17 protein-coding genes and 1 pseudogene are annotated in these 17715 nt (G+C 62.9%); 7 read left to right on the forward strand and 11 right to left on the reverse strand.

The features are described from left to right. Positions 1-2: 2 nt before the first annotated feature. On the reverse strand, positions 3-872 hold the full coding sequence (locus tag NKH93_RS22645) for a S1C family serine protease (protein WP_352491489.1): 870 nt from the start codon (positions 870-872) through the stop codon (positions 3-5). Positions 873-1041: 169 nt separating this feature from the next. Between NKH93_RS22645 and NKH93_RS22650 the strand changes: the two genes are divergently transcribed. Continuing rightward, a complete protein-coding gene (locus NKH93_RS22650; RefSeq protein ID WP_352491490.1) occupies positions 1042-1992 on the forward strand; it encodes a S1C family serine protease in 951 nt (316 codons plus the stop codon). Here the strand turns inward: NKH93_RS22650 and NKH93_RS22655 are convergent. Further along, positions 1989-2414 (reverse strand): VOC family protein, encoded by a 426-nt coding sequence (locus tag NKH93_RS22655; RefSeq protein ID WP_352836222.1) that lies wholly within the window; start codon positions 2412-2414, stop codon positions 1989-1991. The two genes, NKH93_RS22650 and NKH93_RS22655, sit on opposite strands and share 4 nt — an antisense overlap. A gap of 66 nt (positions 2415-2480) precedes the next feature. On the opposite strand from NKH93_RS22655, the gene NKH93_RS22660 reads away from it, so the two are divergent. Further along, positions 2481-3107: a TetR/AcrR family transcriptional regulator gene (locus NKH93_RS22660; RefSeq protein ID WP_352683626.1), complete on the forward strand. Its 627-nt coding sequence runs from the start codon at positions 2481-2483 to the stop codon at positions 3105-3107. On the opposite strand, the gene NKH93_RS22665 is transcribed toward NKH93_RS22660, so the two are convergent. Beyond that, positions 3040-3996, reverse strand: coding sequence for a LysR family transcriptional regulator (locus NKH93_RS22665; protein WP_352450726.1), 957 nt, complete (start codon positions 3994-3996; stop codon positions 3040-3042). The two genes, NKH93_RS22660 and NKH93_RS22665, sit on opposite strands and share 68 nt — an antisense overlap. Before the next feature lie 110 nt (positions 3997-4106). Here NKH93_RS22665 and NKH93_RS22670 point away from each other — a divergent pair, with 110 nt between their 5' ends. The 3 genes from NKH93_RS22670 (at position 4107) to NKH93_RS22680 (ending at position 8839) form a co-directional block, all read left to right on the forward strand. Next, a complete protein-coding gene (locus tag NKH93_RS22670) occupies positions 4107-4751 on the forward strand; it encodes an FMN-dependent NADH-azoreductase (RefSeq protein ID WP_352491493.1) in 645 nt (214 codons plus the stop codon). A 132-nt stretch (positions 4752-4883) separates the two neighbouring features. After that, positions 4884-6266, forward strand: coding sequence for a 3' terminal RNA ribose 2'-O-methyltransferase Hen1 (locus NKH93_RS22675; protein WP_352836219.1), 1383 nt, complete (start codon positions 4884-4886; stop codon positions 6264-6266). After that, positions 6263-8839 (forward strand): polynucleotide kinase-phosphatase, encoded by a 2577-nt coding sequence (locus tag NKH93_RS22680; RefSeq protein WP_352922832.1) that lies wholly within the window; start codon positions 6263-6265, stop codon positions 8837-8839. The genes NKH93_RS22675 and NKH93_RS22680 overlap by 4 nt, the downstream gene beginning before the upstream one ends. Before the next feature lie 8 nt (positions 8840-8847). On the opposite strand, the gene NKH93_RS22685 is transcribed toward NKH93_RS22680, so the two are convergent. Together NKH93_RS22685 and NKH93_RS22690 are read right to left on the reverse strand one after the other, a co-directional pair. Beyond that, on the reverse strand, positions 8848-9138 hold the full coding sequence (locus NKH93_RS22685) for an HlyU family transcriptional regulator (RefSeq protein ID WP_023678291.1): 291 nt from the start codon (positions 9136-9138) through the stop codon (positions 8848-8850). Positions 9139-9251: 113 nt separating this feature from the next. After that, complete coding sequence (locus NKH93_RS22690) at positions 9252-9935, reverse strand: PadR family transcriptional regulator (protein WP_352922835.1); 684 nt, start codon at positions 9933-9935, stop codon at positions 9252-9254. A gap of 270 nt (positions 9936-10205) precedes the next feature. On the opposite strand from NKH93_RS22690, the gene NKH93_RS22695 reads away from it, so the two are divergent. Then, positions 10206-10460 (forward strand): DUF2798 domain-containing protein, encoded by a 255-nt coding sequence (locus tag NKH93_RS22695; protein WP_352922837.1) that lies wholly within the window; start codon positions 10206-10208, stop codon positions 10458-10460. 62 nt (positions 10461-10522) lie between these two features. Here NKH93_RS22695 and NKH93_RS22700 read toward each other — a convergent pair whose 3' ends face one another. The 6 genes and pseudogenes from NKH93_RS22700 to dnaG all read right to left on the reverse strand — a co-directional run bounded on the left by NKH93_RS22700 (position 10523) and on the right by dnaG (position 17108). Then, the gene (locus NKH93_RS22700) at positions 10523-10903 is read right to left on the reverse strand and encodes a thiol-disulfide oxidoreductase DCC family protein (RefSeq protein WP_352922840.1); all 381 of its coding nucleotides are present in this window, start codon (positions 10901-10903) and stop codon (positions 10523-10525) included. 210 nt (positions 10904-11113) lie between these two features. Continuing rightward, positions 11114-11407, reverse strand: coding sequence for a GYD domain-containing protein (locus NKH93_RS22705; protein ID WP_352450720.1), 294 nt, complete (start codon positions 11405-11407; stop codon positions 11114-11116). Between the two features lie 207 nt (positions 11408-11614). After that, positions 11615-12013: pseudogene (locus NKH93_RS22710) on the reverse strand (sigma-70 family RNA polymerase sigma factor); the annotation flags it as partial. A gap of 135 nt (positions 12014-12148) precedes the next feature. Further along, positions 12149-12712 (reverse strand): hypothetical protein, encoded by a 564-nt coding sequence (locus NKH93_RS22715; protein ID WP_352473952.1) that lies wholly within the window; start codon positions 12710-12712, stop codon positions 12149-12151. Positions 12713-12750: 38 nt separating this feature from the next. After that, entirely contained in the window at positions 12751-14772 is a 2022-nt protein-coding gene (rpoD, locus tag NKH93_RS22720; protein ID WP_023678297.1) for an RNA polymerase sigma factor RpoD, read from the reverse strand. A 374-nt stretch (positions 14773-15146) separates the two neighbouring features. Beyond that, positions 15147-17108 carry a DNA primase gene (gene dnaG / locus NKH93_RS22725; protein WP_352771682.1) on the reverse strand — a complete coding sequence of 654 codons (1962 nt, stop codon included), beginning with the start codon at positions 17106-17108 and terminating at the stop codon, positions 15147-15149. Between the two features lie 305 nt (positions 17109-17413). On the opposite strand from dnaG, the gene NKH93_RS22730 reads away from it, so the two are divergent. Further along, a partial coding sequence (locus tag NKH93_RS22730) for a transposase (protein WP_352972148.1) occupies positions 17414-17715 on the forward strand: 302 nt, incomplete at its 3' end.

The following is a 17715-nucleotide window of genomic DNA, read 5'->3' on the forward strand; positions in this document are numbered from 1 at the left end:
CCTCAGCTCAGTGGCTTTTCACCGATGGTCAGGGAAACCTCACGATTCTCGCCGCCGCGCACCACGCCGAGTGTCACCAAGGCACCGGCGCTGTCCGGCCCGAGCTTGCGGATCAGCTCGCGCGGGCCATGCACCGTCTCTGCGTTCCACGACACGATGATGTCGCCGAGACTGAGACCGGCTGATTTCGCCGGCCCGTTATCGTCGAGACTCATCACCATGGCGCCCTGTGTATCACCATTGCGGACCGGATGCAGGCCGGCGCCAAGATAGCCGCGCGCCACATGACCCTTCTCGCGCAGCGTCGTGACTGCCCGCTCGATCGTTTCGTAAGGCATGACCAGCGCCCGCCGGCGTGGCCCGAACAGCAGCATGCCGATCAGTCCGCCCTTGGCGTCGAGCACAGGGCCACCCTCGAAACGGCCGCCGGCATTGACGGCAAGGTTGATGCGCCGGTCGATCGTGCCACCGCGCATTGAACGCCAGGCCGGGCCGACCTCGCCGACCGTGCCGAAGGTAGCGAGCGAGGTGCCGTCGCTATTGCCCGCCACGACCACCAGGTTGCCCGGCCGCACCGCATCCGCCTTTACCAGTGACGGGGCGGCCGGCGCGCCGGCCGGTTTCAAAACGGCCGTGCCGGTGGACGGGTCGCGGCCGACCAGTTCCGCCTTGACGGCTTCGCCCGAAGAAAACGTCAGCTCGATCTCCTCGCCGGCCTCGACCGCCTCCTCGGCAGTGACGAAATAGCCGTCCCGCCAGTGGAAAGCAGTTGACGTCCGGTGGTGCGTCGCGAAGCTGGCCGTCGCTGGTGCCGCGGCTGCCGCGATGTCGGCAATGGCGTCGGAAAACGTGCTCAGATTGAAATCGCTCATGATTTGTCTCCTGGGTTCTTCGTGACCCAGATATCGCCCGGCAGGGCGTTGGCGGATACTCGCCTGACGGCTAGTTGGGCATTTGACTGGCCATCTGGTCAGGTCGCGGCCGGTCCGGCCGCTCCGCACATATAGGCATTGTTCATCTTGTTCCAAACGGAGCCTTCGGATGGCCCTGCCCGCCCAGCAATTGCAATATGACGATGCCCTTCTCGATGCCTATTCGGCGACGGTCGCCGATGCCGTCGACCGCATCGGGCCCGCTGTCTGCCGCATCGAGCGCATCGGTGGCCCCGGCGGCCATGGCTCCGGCTTCGTCATCGCGCAGGACGGGCTGGTCGTCACCAACTTCCACGTCGTCGGCGATGCGCGCAGCGTACGCGTGTCAATGCCGGACGGCGCCTCCAGGGAAGGCCGCGTGCTCGGCCGCGATCCCGACACCGACATTGCGCTGGTGCGCGCCGACGGCAACTTTGCGGACGTCGCGCCGCTTGGCGATTCCAAGCGATTGAGGCGCGGCCAGATTGCTATTGCTATCGGCAATCCGCTCGGCTTCGAATGGACCGTCACCGCTGGCGTCGTCTCGGCACTCGGCCGCTCGATGCGTGCCTCCACCGGCCGGCTGATCGACGACGTCATCCAGACCGACGCCGCGCTCAACCCCGGCAATTCTGGCGGACCGCTGGTGTCCTCGGCTGGCGAGGTGATCGGCGTTAACACCGCGATGATCCACGGTGCGCAAGGCATCGCCTTCGCGGTTGCCTCCAACACCGCCAATTTCGTCATCTCGGAAATCATCCGCTTCGGCCGTGTGCGCCGTGCCTTCATCGGCGTTTCCGCCGACACCACCAACCTGCCGCGCCGCGCAGCCCTTTTGTCGCAAGTATCGAGCAGCACGGCGGTGCGCCTGCGCACCGTCGAAAAGAACAGCCCGGCGGCCAAAGCCGGCCTCAGGGAAGGCGACATTATTGCCGCCATCGACGGCCGCCCGGTCACCGGCGTCGACGATCTGGTGCGCATGCTCGACGCCGAGCGCATCGGCCGCGAGACACTGTGCACGGTGGTGCGCCGCTCCGGCATTACTCAGGTCACCGTGATGCCGTTGGCGCGGGCGAGTTAGCGCGCCGCAGCACCCTGCGCATATTGCGCCATAAATTCTGGGCTCGGCGGGATCGGCCTGATCACGTCGATCAGCACGCCGTTGGGATCCCTGGTGATGAAATGACGCTGGCCGAAGGGTTCGTCGCGCAGCGTTCGCAGGATCGGCAGGCCAGCGGCGGTGATCCGCTCACAGATGGCATCCGGATCCCTGACCTCGAAATTGATCAGCAGGCCAGATGTGCGGCCCCGCCCTTCCTCCGGGATCGTCTCATGATCGCCCTGGACGATGCCGAGGTTGACGCGGCGATCTTCGGCTGAGCGCAGATGCACGTACCAGTAGGCCTCAAACAGCGGCTTGAAGCCGAAATGCGCAACATAAAAGGCTGCCGTGCCGGCAACGTCGCTCGTCATCAGCACCGGATAATAGCTCGTCGTCCTCATCTTTCCTTCTCCCGGCAAATAACATACAGTCTGCATGTAAATGGCAATAACATACAGGCTGCATGTATGCAACAAGGATCCGCTCGTCGCTCCAACCGTGATCGCACCGAGGCGACACGCGCTGAGCTCATCGCCGCGGCTCGCAAACTGTTCACCGAAAAGTCCTATGCCGAGACCGGCACACCCGAGATCGTCGCCGCTGCCGGCGTCACGCGCGGCGCGCTCTATCATCACTTTGCCGACAAGCAGGCGTTGTTTGCCGCTGTGGTCGAACAGGAGGCGCAAGCCGTCTCGGAAGAGATCGAACGCGCGTCGCCGCCTTCGCTATTTGCCCGCGATGCGCTGATTGCCGGCTCGGATGCCTATCTGGCTGCCATGCGTGCGCCCGGCCGTACGCGGCTCTTGCTGCTTGACGGCCCGGCCGTGCTCGGCCGCGCCGCCATGGATGCGATCGACAATCGCCATGGCAACCGTTCGCTGCGCGACGGCCTTGTTGCCGCGATGCGCTCGCACTCCATGACGAGACTGCCTGTGGAAGCACTGACCGCTTTGCTCGCAGCCGCCTTCGACCGCGCAGCGCTCGCAATCGAAACTGGAGCATCGATCGAGGACTATCGCGCCGTTCTCATGGCGCTGATCGACGGCCTGTCTCCGGCTCCTCCTCAGGTATCTCACCCGGTTCGAACTCGTTGAAACAGCCTAGCTGGCGCTTGAACTGGTCGATCAGCCAGGCGGCCGCCGGTTTCGGGCTGCGATCGGCGCGGTGCATGGCATAGAGCGGCGAGCGGACTTCGCTGTAAGGCTCGAGATCGAGTTCGACGAGCCGCCCGGTCGCCAGATCATCGGCGATGAGCCATCGCGGCAGCCCGCCCCAGCCCAGCCCCTCGCGCATCAGCACGTGCTTGGTGCGCACATCCGTCAGCCGCCAGGTGCGGTAGGCGAAGACGCCATAGTCACGCCCGCGCGTACGCTCGGACTGGTCCGAGACGACCAGTTGGATGTGTTCGCGGACATCCTCTAGCGCCACTGGTCTCGGCAGCAGCGCCAGAGGGTGATCAGGCGCTGCGGCTGGCACCAGGGAGAAGAAGCCGATGCGAAGCAGATTCACGTCCGTCTCACCCAGAAGCCCCCCGATGCCGAGATCGGCCTGTCCGCCGACAACATGATCGAGGATAAGGCCAAGCGAGCCGATATGCAGACGCAGCGTCACGGCCGGGAACTGCGCCTCGAATGCCTTTAGCACCCGAACCAGCACCGGCGACGGTAGCGTCACGTCGACCGACAGCGTCACTTCCGCCTCCAATCCCTGCCGGTATCCGTCGACACGCGAGCGGATGCGTTGCAGCACGCCGACCATGCGCCGCGCATCTTCCAGCGTCGCCTTGCCGACATCGGTCAGTTGCGGTTCACGCGTGCCCTCGCGCTCGAACAGCTTCAGCCCGAGCTGCGCTTCGAGGTTGGCGATGGCGTAGCTGATCACCGATTGCGCGCGATTCAATTTGCGCCCGGCGGCCGAGAAGCTGCCGGTCTCGGCCACCGCAACCAGGATCTGCAGTTGGTCAAGCGTCGGGTTCGGTTGCATCGTTCAATCCACATTTTAGATGGATAATATACAAAATATACCAGTTTTTCAAATGGGTCTGCGCACACATATCTGCCGGGAGATTTTGATCCAACCCTGGAGACCCCATTATGTCCATCCTTCTTGTCACATCGAGCCCGCGCGGCGCTGCCTCACACTCGACCCGTATTGCTACTGAATTCGCCGAAAAGCTTGTTGCCGCCGATCCGTCGAACACGCTTGTCGTGCGCGACCTCGTCGCCAATCCGTTGCCGCACATCGATGCCGATTATGCGACCGGCATCTACACGCCGGCCGAAGCGCGCACCTCGCGCCAGGCCGAAGTCGTTGGCGTCTCCGATGTCGTGCTGGATGAACTGTTCGCCGCCGATTCGGTGATTCTCGCCACCGGCTTCATCAACTTCAACATCTCCTCGACGCTGAAGTCCTGGGTCGATCACATTGCCCGTTCCGGCAAGAGCTTTGCCTATGGCGAGAACGGCCCCAAGGGCCTCGTCACCGGCAAGAAGGTCTACATCGTGCTGGCTTCGGGCGGCATCTATTCCGAAGGTGCGGCCGTGCAGTTCGATCACGCCATTCCCTACCTGCGCAGCGTGCTTGGCTTCCTCGGCATGACCGATCTCGAGGTCATCCGCATCGAAGGAGTCGGTATGGGCGCCGATGCGGTGGCAGCAGCGCTGGCCAAGGCCTCGACCAAGGTCGACGCCATTGTGGCCGCGACCGGTAATGCCGAGCGCGTCGCCACCGCGGCGTAAAGCGTCAGGATCGTCTGAATTGTACAAGGGCAGGCGCCCGGCGCCTGCCCTTGTTGTCGTTGGCGACAACCTATTGTGGTGGGCCACACAACCGCCATTGGTTATTCCGCTTGTCTGCGCTATCGGTCGCGGATGTTCCTTTCCGTTGCCACAACGCACCGTCCGGCCACCGATCTCGGCTTCTTGCTGCACAAGCATCCGGATCGCCTGCACGAGACCGACCTGTCTTTCGGCAAGGCGTGGCTGTTCTATCCCGAGGCAACCGAAGAGCGTTGCGAGGCTGCACTCCTGCTCGACGTCGACCCGGTGGGACTGGTGCGAGGCAAGGGCCAGTCAGAAGGCTTGCTAGACCAATTTGTGAACGACCGGCCTTACGCTGCATCATCCTTCCTGTCGGTGGCGCTGAACAAAATGCTGCGGACGGCGATGACCGGTATATCGAAGGAGCGCCAGGAACTAGCCGACAGCGAACTGCCGCTGGAAGCCGTGGTCACGCCACTGCCAACGCGCGGCGGTGAGGTTCTGGTTCGAAGTTTGTTCGAACCCTTGGGCTGGACAGTCGATCTGACGCCAATCGAAGGAATCGGGGGTGCTGCGGGCGAGCCCCGATACGGCCATCTGAAGCTGACCGGCACGGGCTGGCTCAGCGCCTTGTTGAACCACCTCTATGTGCTGATCCCGGTGATGGACGATGCCAAGCATTACTGGGTCGGCGAAGCAGAGATCGACAAGCTGCTGTCCAAAGGCGAAGGCTGGCTGGAAAACCATCCGGCCAAAGACCTGATCGTGCGCCGCTATCTGGGCAATCGCCGGGCTTTGGCCCGCATCGCCCTGGAGCGGCTGGCTCCCGAGACGGCTGGCGAGGCACAACCTGCCGAGCCGCGCGTTACGCCCGAGGAAGCGCTGGAGACGCCTATCCGGCTCAACGATCTGCGCATGGACGCAGTTGTCCACGCCATTCGGGCGACGCGAGGAACCACGGTTGCGGACCTGGGATGCGGTGAAGGCAAGCTGCTCGACAGGCTGGTGCGCGAGCGATGGATTCACAAGCTGTTCGGTCTGGATCCGGCGGCGCGCGAACTGGAATGGGCCGCAAAGCGTCTCAAGCTGAACGAATTAGGCGGGCCGCCCGAGGGCCGGGTCACGCTGCTGCATGGATCGCTGACCTACCGCGACAGCCGTTGGGCCGCAGCCGACGTCGCCGTTCTGGTCGAGGTCATCGAGCATCTCGACGAGGACAGGCTGCCCCTGGTCGAACGCATCGTTTTCGGTGAGACGGCGCCCAAATCCGTCATCGTGACCACTCCGAATGCGGACTACAACGCTCTGTTTCCAAGACTGGTCCCTGGCGCATTTCGCCATCCCGATCACCGTTTCGAATGGAGCCGGGCTCAGTTCCAAGCCTGGGCGGCCAAAATCGGCGAGATCTATGGCTATGCAGCCACCTTCAGCGGTATCGGAGCCGAGGACCCGACCCTCGGCGCCCCCACACAGATGGCGGTGTTCACCCGATGAGAGAACCTGATAAGACCCACCTCACCATTCCTGACTTCGCCCTCGTCGTGCTGATCGGCTCGACCGGATCGGGCAAGTCGACTTTCGCCACCAAGCATTTCCTGACGACTGAGATTATCTCCTCGGACCAGTGCCGGGCGCTGATCTCCGACGACGAAACCGACCAGGACGTCTCTGCGGATGCCTTCGATCTGGTTCGCGAAATAGCCGGCAAGCGGCTCAAACACCGCAGGCTGGCCGTCATCGATGCCACCAATGTGCGAGCCGCCGACCGCAAGCCCTGGATTGAGCTGGCGCGCAAGTGGCACGCTTTGCCCGTCGCCGTGGTCCTCGATCCAGGCGTCGAGGTGTGCGTCGCACGCAATGCGGTGCGAGCCGACCGGCAGTTCGGCGCCGGGGTCGCCCAGCGCATGACAACCGAGGTCCGCAAGGGTCTTGGGGGCCTCCAACGCGAGGGCTTCCGCCAAGTCTGGAAGCTTACCAGCGAGGCCAGCATCGACGCGGCCGAGGTGTCGCGACAGCCGCTGTGGACCGATAAGCGCGACGACCATGGCCCGTTCGATATCATTGGCGACATCCACGGCTGTTCGGATGAGCTTCATATCCTGCTCGCTCGATTGGGCTACAGCATCGTCTGGTCTGAGCATCAGGGCGACCGAACGGTCACCGTGGTCCCACCAGAGGGCCGCAAGATCGTCTTTGTCGGCGACCTCGTCGATCGCGGTCCCAACTCGCCCGACGTGCTGCGCATTGCCATGAGCATGGTCGCGGCTGGAACCGCATACTGTGTCCAGGGCAACCATGAACGCAAACTCAGCCGCTGGCTAGAAGGCCGCAAGGTCACGGTCGCTCACGGCCTCCAGCAGACTGTCGATCAGCTAAGTGCACAGGACCGAGGCCTGCGCGAGGCGCTGCCGGCCTTTCTCGACGGCCTGCGCAGCCATGTCTGGCTCGATGGCGGAGGCCTCGCCGTCGCCCATGCCGGCCTCAAGGAAGAGATGATCGGACGCGGTTCCGGCGCTGTGCGCGAGTTCGCTCTGTACGGCGAGACCACAGGCGAGACCGACGAGTTCGGGCTGCCCGTCCGCGCCGACTGGGCCGCGGCCTATCGTGGCAAGACGGCCATTATCTATGGACATACGCCCACGCTATCGGCCGAATGGGTCAACAACACCCTGTGCATCGACACCGGATGCGTATTCGGCGGCAAGCTGACGGCCTTGCGCTGGCCGGAACGCGAACTGGTCGAGGTGCCGGCAATCCAGACCTGGTCGGAGCCGATACGTCCGCTGGGCGGGTCCGGTCCCGGTAAATCGGCACAGGCCGACGCCGACGGCGTGCTCGATTATCAGGATGTCTCCGGTCGCCGTTGGATCGAGACCGGACTGAGGGGCCGGATTGTCGTGGCCGAGGAGAACGCGTCGGCAGCACTGGAGGTGATGAGCCGCTTCGCGCTCTCGCCGCAATGGCTGATCTATCTGCCGCCGACCATGTCGCCGTCCGAGACCAGCAGCCAGGACGGCTGGCTGGAACGTCCGGAGGATGCCTTCGCCTACTTCCGCGAGCGCGGCGTTGCGCAGATCGTGTGCGAGGAGAAGCACATGGGTTCGCGGGCAGTGATCGCGCTCTGCCGGAACGCGCAGGCGGCACGCAGCCGCTTCGGGGTCCCTGGCGACGAAACCGGCGCAATCTGGACCCGCACCGGACGCTCCTTTTTCAATGACAGTGCCATGACGGAGGACCTGCTCGCCCGTCTTCGCACCGAGGTCGACGCGGCGGATCTGTGGAAGGAATTGAACAGCGACTGGCTGCTGCTGGACGCCGAGATAATGCCTTGGTCGGCCAAGGCCGGCAGTCTGATCGAAAGCCAGTATGCGCCTGTGGCCACATCCTCTGCCGCCGGTCTCAAGGCCAGCAGCGAGGCGCTGGCCCGTGCGATGGCGCGCGGCGTCGATGCAGCCGGCCTGAACGCACGCCTTGAAGACCGGGCCGTCCGCGCAGCCAAATACGCCACCGCCTGGGCGCCCTACGTATGGCCAGTTTCGGGCGTCGAGGACCTTAAGGCCGCGCCTTTCCACGTGCTGGCCAGCGAGGGACGTATTTGGTTTGACCAGGACCATGTCTGGCACATGTCGCTCGCGGACCGTCTGACTGCCCGTGGCGGCGTGGTCACGCCGACTCGATGGCGTATGGTTGATCTGGCCGACGGCGGCGCGTGTGCCGAGGCCGTCGCCTGGTGGGAAGCGCTGACTGGCTCAGGCGGCGAAGGCATGGTGGTCAAACCACGCGACTTCGTCAGCCGTGGCAAGAAGGGGCTCATCCAGCCGGCGCTGAAGGTCCGCGGCCCAGAATATTTGCGCATCATCTATGGTCCCGAATATGACGCGCCCGACAATCTCGTCCGCCTCCGAGAACGCGGCCTGGCCGGCAAGCGCAGCCTGGCGCTCAGAGAGTTCGCGCTTGGCCACGAAGCGCTAACGCGATTTGTCGCCAAGCAGCCGCTACGCCGGGTTCACGAGTGTGTCTTCGCCGTGCTGGCGTTGGAAAGCGAGCCAATCGACCCAAGGCTGTAATAGCCGATCTATCCGAAGATCTTCTCGCCTTGCTCGTCGACCAGCTGGATGCCCTTTTTGATCGAGATGTCGACAGCGTCATCAAGCCCGGCAAAGCGGTCGGCGCGGATGAATTTGTGCTCCTTCATCACGCCGTCGATCTCCTTCGAAACCACACCGCAGGTCTGGTACTGGCCCTCCGCCTTGTAGGGCGTGGCGCTGATCAAAAATCCCTTGTGCTCGATCTGCTTTGCCGGCGCCGCTGTCTTTGGCTCGGCGGCTTCGTTGCCTCCGCCGAAAAGACGCTTCAGAAAAGACATGGGGTATCCTCCAACGGCAATCATCCTGCACCACATAGCGCGGTGCAGGATGATTTTCAGTACCGGTCCTTGGCCCAGCGGGCAAGGGCCGCAACTGGCTTGGCAGCCAGAGATCAGTCGCGCGACAACGCTTCCAACGCCTCTGCGGCAGCTTCCAATATGCTGATTGCCTCGGCCTGCTTTGCTTCAGGCGCATCGACGATTTCGCCGAGCGCGGCGCGCAGCCGGTGGCGCACGGCGCGAAACTCGTCGCGCTTTTCCGAGCGGCCGCGGCCGCGCCGGCCACCGTCGCCGTCATCGTTCCAGCCGAACCAGTCGCGCGCCTTCGCCATCTTGCGGCCGAAGCGCTCGAGATGTTCGAGCACGTGGTCGATCATCTTGCGATTTTCGTTGAGGTGCGCCTGCCCAGCCTCGGTGATTGAAAACACCTTCTTGTTGCCTTCCGCCGCAGAAACGGCGTAGCCGGCCTCTTCCAGGAAGGTCAGCGTCGGGTAGACCACGCCGGGGCTCGGGCTGTAGAAGCCGCTGGTGCGCTCCTCCAGCGCCTTGATGATGTCGTAGCCGTGCCGCGGCGCCTCGGCCAGCAGCGACAGCGTGATCAGCTTGAGATCGCCGTCGGCCAGCATGCGCCCGGCGCGGAACATGTCGCCCGGCCCGCCGCGTCCGCCGCCTCTCATGCCATGCCCGAACGGGCCAAAGCCGCCGCCACGTCCGCCGAACTTGCCGGCCATATGCATGAAGACGCGCTCGGCGCGTTCGCCGAAACGGTGACGGCTGAAATGATTGTCTTTGTGCATTGTCTGCTCCTTGAGTTATGTCTTACGATATATCTCAACTAAGTGCCCGCCACGGTCGAGTCAAGATATATCTTACGATGTATCTGAAAATGGCACCAGCAGGATTGATTTCGCCAGCGAGGGCAGCTAGAGGGTGCATGAGGGCCGAAGGCCGCTCCGTAAGCGTCTGACGTGAAGCAACGCATCCACCCCGGTCGTTCCGGGCAGTTACGCCGACAATACCGGCGAATGGATGCAAGGCGACGAACCGGATGCTTCAGGGAAATCCAAATGACCATGACCCCCCGCAGCAAGCTGCCTGCGCGCTATGCCGCCGTGCTCGGCCCGCTGGTGCTGTCGTTGCTGATGACGTTCATCGTGTCGTTCATCTCGACACTGAAAAGCCTTGGCTTCCAGGCCGACATGCCGGCCACCTGGCTGACGGCTTGGGGCCTGTCCTGGCTGGTGGCCTTTCCGACGCTGCTGCTGGTGCTGCCGGCGGTGCGCTGCATCATTGGCTGGCTTTGCGAGCCCGTGGCTCGATAGCAGGGCACGCGAAAGGCCTGGAAACAATCTCCGGACCTTTCGGTGCGGAGCGAACAATACCGCTACCAGCGGCCTTTGCGCCGATTCCAGGCGTAGAGCAGATCGGCGAAACGATCATAGCCATAGCGCGTCAACGGCAGTGCGCCAGGATTGCCGAACAGCGTTGCGAGCCAGCCTTCGCCGGGCGTCGTCCGCCATACAGCAATGGCAACATCGGCGCCGACCAGCAATTTGCCACCGGCGTCGGTCGCATGCAGCCGGCGCCGGATGTCCTCCAGCCCGATGCCGTATCCGGCCAGCGCCGCCGGTTCGGCATTGATGTCGCGAAATTCGATCCGCCCGGCCTTGACCGCCTCGATCAGCCGCCGCTTCTGCCGGCTGATACCGGCATCACAGACCGGACAGCGCGTATTATACCAGACGGTCAGCAGAGGCTTGCTCATGTTTCGAAACGGCACCAGAGGACACGCACGGATTATCCGAGAAATGCCGTTGCGCCGCAACGTGACACGATACCGGCGGAATGGCCGGTTTCGCTGATCCAGGTCGCCCAAAGGGTACGCAGCGGTTTTACGATAACGACATGCATAAAAAGAAGAGCTTAAAGCGCGTCGCAAAGGCCGTTCAGCGCGACGCGCTTCAGACGCCGCGGCTCAGCCGAGCGAGGTGATGATCTCGCGATAGGCATCCTCCGGGAAAGCCTTGAGCGTCCGAGTCCTGACGTTGCCAGCCGTCGCCAGCATTAACGAGAAACGAGCCAGGACGGCATCGTCGGGCGCTTCGAGCACGGCCACCATGTCGCAATCCCCCATGGTGAGATAAAATGCCTTGAAGGACCCGCCCATGTCTCCCAGCAGCTTCTTGGCGGCATCGAGCCGCTTCGGCGATTCGCGCACGTTTTTGGCGCCTTGTTCCGTCCAGTTGATCAGCACGATGTAAGTTGTCATGGCACACCTCCCTCCGGTGCCACGGAGCACGGCGTCCAACTGCCGGGGCGGGCATCCGGGTTTGTCGCCCAGAGAATGCGTCCGTCGCGGAATTATCCTCTCGTAGGGCACGACACGCAAGAGCGGCGCGTTCAATCGTGATCGCCTGTGCCCAAACGGAAAAGGGCGCCACCGGCGCCCTTGAAACTGCTTATCCGTCACCCGGCCTCAGCTGTCGAGGAAGCTTCTGAGCTTGCGCGACCGGCTCGGGTGCTTGAGCTTGCGCAGCGCCTTGGCTTCGATCTGGCGGATGCGCTCGCGGGTGACCGAGAATTGCTGGCCGACCTCTTCAAGCGTGTGGTCGGTGTTCATGCCGATGCCGAAGCGCATTCTGAGCACGCGCTCTTCGCGCGGCGTCAGCGAGGCCAATACTCGCGTCGTCGTCTCGCGCAAATTGGCCTGGATCGCTGCGTCGATCGGCAGGATCGCCATCTTGTCCTCGATGAAGTCGCCCAGATGCGAATCCTCCTCGTCGCCGACCGGCGTTTCGAGCGAGATCGGCTCCTTGGCGATCTTCAGCACCTTGCGCACTTTTTCCAGCGGCATGGCGAGCTTTTCCGCCAGTTCGGCTCGCGGCCGGTCTCATGCAGCCGACTGCACCACGAGCCCGGTGAACCGTCGATGGCCATTGCCCTATCATGCAAATGTCAACCGCTTTCATCCGGCTGTCACTATCACGGACAAATCCCTGTGGAATTACAGTTATTGAACAACATCAATTCCCGCCGCAAAAAGTCCGTCCGCCGTGCCGCGCCCGGTCAACACGACCCGAGTGCCCTGATGAAGTGTATTACGAAAGTTGTCCGAGATACCGCATAGAGTGCCGGTCATCATCGGCATGCCCGCCAGACTGACTCTATTCGGACAGCGGTAAGACCAACCCGCCGTATCACTGACGGAAAATTCGAGTTGCGTATGCTTCCCCATCAGTGCCGCCAGCCAGAGCGGGTATGCAGTCAGGACAGTTGCACGGATAAAAACGCCGAAAATAAAAGGCAACACAATAACGCCAAAACCAGAAAGGATGAGGGTCTTGATGGACACCTGCGGGGCGTCGAAGTCCCTTGCAAACTTTCGGCAGTAAAGAACGAGAATTAAGCAGCCAGCAGGTATAGCAATCGATTTCGCGATCATATCGTGGTCGCTCACATAACGTTGCGACGGCACAAAAGAATGACCGAAGATCATTGCTCCAAGTAGAGCCAATAGGTGAATGGTAAGACCGGCCAGGCTGAAAACGATGACCCGTGGGAGGAGGCGGCGCAATGACCGTCTCTCTGTTATCTCCCCCACGGAAGCCTAGCCTAACTGTCCAGGAAGCTGCGCAGCTTGCGCGACCGGCTCGGGTGCTTGAGCTTGCGCAGCGCCTTGGCTTCGATCTGGCGGATGCGCTCGCGGGTGACCGAGAACTGCTGGCCGACTTCTTCAAGCGTGTGGTCGGTGTTCATGCCGATGCCGAAGCGCATTCTGAGCACGCGCTCTTCGCGCGGCGTCAGCGAGGCCAATACGCGCGTCGTCGTCTCGCGCAGATTGGCCTGGATCGCCGCGTCGATCGGCAGGATCGCCATCTTGTCCTCGATGAAGTCGCCAAGATGCGAATCCTCCTCGTCGCCGACCGGCGTTTCGAGCGAGATCGGCTCCTTGGCGATCTTCAGCACCTTGCGCACTTTTTCCAGCGGCATGGCGAGCTTTTCCGCCAGTTCTTCTGGCGTCGGCTCGCGGCCGATCTCATGCAGCATCTGGCGCGAGGTGCGCACGATCTTGTTGATCGTTTCGATCATGTGCACCGGAATGCGGATGGTGCGCGCCTGGTCGGCGATCGAACGGGTGATCGCCTGCCGGATCCACCACGTCGCGTAGGTCGAGAACTTGTAGCCGCGGCGGTATTCGAATTTGTCGACCGCCTTCATCAGGCCGATATTGCCTTCCTGGATCAGGTCGAGGAACTGCAGGCCGCGATTGGTGTATTTCTTGGCGATGGAGATGACGAGGCGCAGATTGGCCTCCACCATTTCCTTCTTGGCGATCGCGGCTTCGCGCTCGCCCTTCTGCACCTGGTTGACGATCTTGCGGAATTCCTGGATCGAAATCGCCGTCTCGGTGGCGAGGTTCTGGATCTCGGCGCGCAGGTCGCGGATGGCGTCCTTCTCGTTCTTGGTGAATTCCTTCCAGCCGCGCGAAGTCAGATTGCCGATCGAGCGGGTCCAGTTCGGATCGAGCTCCGAGCCCTGATATTCCTTGAGGAATTCCTCGCGGCGCACGCCATAGCTTTCGGCCAGCCTGAGCAGCTTGCCTTCGTTCTGCACCAGGCGCTTGTTGATGTCGTAGAGCTGCTCGACCAGCGCCTCGATGCGCGCCGTGTTCAAGGACAGCGACTTCACCGCCTTGATCAGCTGGTCTTTCAATTCCTTCAGCCGGCGGTCCTGGCTGGGCGACAGCGTGCCCGCGGCAGCCAGCCGGTTCTCGACCTGCTGGTCCTGCAGCTTGCGCAGTTTCTTGTAGGTGTCGGCAATGACGTCGAGCGTCTCCATCACCTGCGGGCGCAGTTCCGCTTCCATGGCCGCCAGCGACAGGCTCGCCTCGTCATCGTCTTCCTCGTCGTCGTCCACCAGGCCACGCGTGTCGCCGCCGACATTGGTGATGTCGTCCTCGTCCTCACGCGAACGGCGCGACTTTTCCTCGGTCTTGGCTTCCTCGATACGCTCGACAACCGGCGCCTGCTTGGCCTCCGGCCCGGCATAGGTCGCCTCGAGGTCGATGATCTCGCGCAGCAGGATCTTCGATTCGTTGAGCTCGTCACGCCAGATGATGATGGCCTGGAAAGTCAGCGGGCTTTCGCACAGGCCCGCGATCATCGTCTCGCGGCCGGCCTCGATGCGCTTGGCGATCGCGATTTCGCCCTCACGCGACAGAAGCTCGACTGAGCCCATCTCGCGCAGATACATGCGGACCGGATCGTCGGTGCGGTCGGTCGGCTCTTTCTTGGTCGTGGTGGCGGCGACGGCGGTGCCGGTCTGCTCGGCCAGCTCGTTGGCGTCTTCCTCGGCGTCAGCGGCGGTATCGGCGGCTTCGGGCTCCTCGCCCTGCTCGTCGTCCTCGACCACGTTGATGCCCATGTCGGAAAGCATGGCCATCGTGTCCTCGATCTGCTCGGAGGTCACTTCCTCCGAGGGCAGCACCGAATTCAGCTCGTCCATGGTGACATAACCGCGTTTCTTGGCGGCCTTGATCATCTTCTTGACAGCATCGTCGGAAAGGTCGAGCAGAGGGCCATCGGTCGCGGCCTCGCGTTCGGTCTCGACTTCTTCCTTTTCTTTTGTCGCCATAGTCTTTATTTTCTCCAAGCGGCTGAGTATCAAAGCCGCGTAAGCTGCCGGTCCGGTCAAATTGGATGCGCTCTTTCCAGAACGCGCTTTACCGGGCCAGTAACTGCATCTCTCGTTAAGTCCAGATTAACCCTGATATCTGTGGCAAGCTGACTGCCTGTCCAGTGATCAGTACCTTACATCGCTGCATTCCCGTCGATGCCGGGGCGGGTTAACGTTTCGAATCGACCTGATTCCGCCATTCTGCCGGAAGGTCAAGCGCCTCTCGCATGATTCGCATGAAAAAAGCGAATCAATTACCCGACTTAGAGCACCGCACGCTTGATTCAACGCGCAAGCACGTCCTTACATTTCAGTCTTCTGGAGGCTTCGATCTAAACGCGCCCAGCTCTGCCCGACGATACGCCAAACCCTTCGATCAGCGCTTCCGTTGCCTGCACATCACGAAATTGCGCCTGGATTTCGACCAGGTGCCGGTAATTTTCGTCCGTGGGATCGCTGGCGAGCGCTGCTTCCGCCTGCTTCAGCTCCTTATGTAAGGTGCGCGCGCTGCGCTGCAAGTGGAGAGCTTGGCTGAACGCATCGCGAGCATCGTCGAGTGCTGCCGTTTCCAGCGCCGGCCATTGCCGCGCACGTTTGATCAGCGCCACCGCGCGCTGCCAGATCTCACCGCAGCCGGCCCGCTCGATCGTCGCGATTACAGCCTCGCGGTTGTTGGCCATATCGTGCGCCATAGCGTCGAGGATGGCCGCATGCAGCCGCTTCAGATCGGAATTGGCGAGATCGAGGAACTCGACATGGGCGAAATTCTCGTCGATCAGCACGGGATGGTTGACGAGGGCCGCAATGATCGTCGCCTCGCGCACCGACATGCCCTCGCCGCCGCGTTTGACCAGCGCCGAGCGGCCGAGGCTTTCGGTGATCGCGGTGCGCCCACCGGCATTGCCGCCACGTGCAAACTGTCCGCCGGGTGCTGAGACCCTGCCCGGGAAGCGCTCACCTGGCCGTCCGTCCTGACGTCCCTGGCGTCCGCGCTGGGTCCCGAAGAAGCTCTGTACGCGCTCGCGCATTTCCTGTTGGTAGTGATAACGAAGGCTCTCGTCGCGGATGCGGCTGGTCAGTTCGCGGAGCGTCTTTTCGAGCTCCGCCCGCCGTTCCGGCGTGTCGAAGATGCCGCCGGCGGTCTCGCGCATCCACAAGAGGTCGGCCAGCGGCCGTGCCTCGGAAAGCACGGCGCGGAACGCATCCGGCCCGTCACCCTTGACCAGATCGTCGGGATCCTTGCCCTCCGGCAGCAGGGCGAAGCGCACGGAGCGGCCTGCCTGGACCGCCGGCAGCGCCATGTCGGCGGCGCGCCACGCTGCCTTCAACCCGGCCTGGTCGCCGTCGAAGCACAGCACCGGCTCGCCAGCCATGCGCCATAGAAGTTCGAGCTGGTTTTCAGTCAACGCGGTGCCGAGCGGCGCCACCACGTTTTCGAAGCCGGCCTGCGCCAGCGCGATCACATCCATGTAGCCCTCTACGGCAATGACCGTGCCGCCCTTGGCCAGCGCCCCCTTTCCGAGCGCTTGGCGCGCACGGGCGAAATTGTAGAGCACGTTGCCTTTGTGGAAGAGCTCCGTATCGGGCGAGTTCATGTATTTGGCCGGCGCATCCGGCGCCAGTGCCCGCCCGCCGAAGGCGATGATCTTGCCCCTGGAATCCGGGATCGGGAACATGATGCGGTCGCGGAACCAATCGTAGGAAACCGGGACGTCGTCGCCATGGCGCACCAGCCCGCACGCCTCGATGTCGGCCTTGGGGACACCCTTGGCGGCAAGATGCTCCTTCAGCGCATTGCGGCTGTCGGGGGCATAGCCGAGGCGGAAAGACTGCTGCGTCGCCGGTGTCAGCCCCCGGTCGCGCAGATAGGCGCGGGCCTTTGCCCCTTCCGGTCCCTGCAGCCGTTCCTGGAAGAACGCCGTCGCCATCTCCATGACGTCAGTCAGGCTGGCGCGTTCCTTTTCGCGCCGCTCCTCCTGGGCATCGCGAACCGGCATCGGCACGCCGGCCATGTCGGCGATCTTCTCGACCGCTTCAGGAAAGCTCATCCCGTCAAGTTCGGTTAGGAACTTGAAATGGTCGCCCGAAACCGAGCAGCCGAAGCAATGGTAGCGGCCCTTCTTGTCCTCGCAGTGGAAGGACGGGCTCTTCTCGCCATGGAAGGGACAGCACGCCCAATAGTCGCCGCGCGGCGCGTTAGTCTTCTTCCTGTCCCACGCGACGCGCTGGCCGATCACCGAAGAAATCGGCACGCGGTCGCGGATCTCGTCGAGGAAAGCAGGCGGAAAGCGCATGGGGGACAGCTCGTTTGGCCTCCATATAATCACGCCGGCGAAGCCCGACGACTCCTAATGCGGAACCATACCCGGTTTTCACAGGGCCAAGGGGTCCAGGCGCCTGACGTTGCGTGGCTGCCACACCGCAGCGGGAATAGTCTCAAGCTTACCTGACCCGTGGCTTCAAGATTGACTTTGCATGAACTCGCCAATCTAGCCTGAAAAATTCATGGGGGTTGGTGGATGTGGCGCAAGCCATTGAAATGACGTAGGATTTGGTTGCTTAAGCCGATCCGAACCATTTCCAGGAGACCACACCCACCATGAACGATCTTACGCTGCCGCTGAGCGGTTTGTCATCAGTCGGCGGCAAGTCCGTCGTCGCCCGTTTCGACGGCGGCATGCTGTCGTCCAACAGCGGCGTTCTGGCTTTGGCCGAGGTGGAAAAGCGGTTGCGGGTGGCCGAGCGTCTGGCGCGTTGCATCGACGATCCGCGCTGCCCGGACCAGGTCGTCCACAGCTTGGCGGACATGATCGGCTTTCGCATGAAGATGATCGCCGCCGGCTACGAGGACGGCAACGACGCCAACCGGCTGCGCTGCGATCCGGTCTTCAAGATGGCCCA

The sequence above is a fragment of the Mesorhizobium sp. M0954 genome (genome assembly GCF_040319155.1).
Lineage (GTDB): Bacteria > Pseudomonadota > Alphaproteobacteria > Rhizobiales > Rhizobiaceae > Mesorhizobium.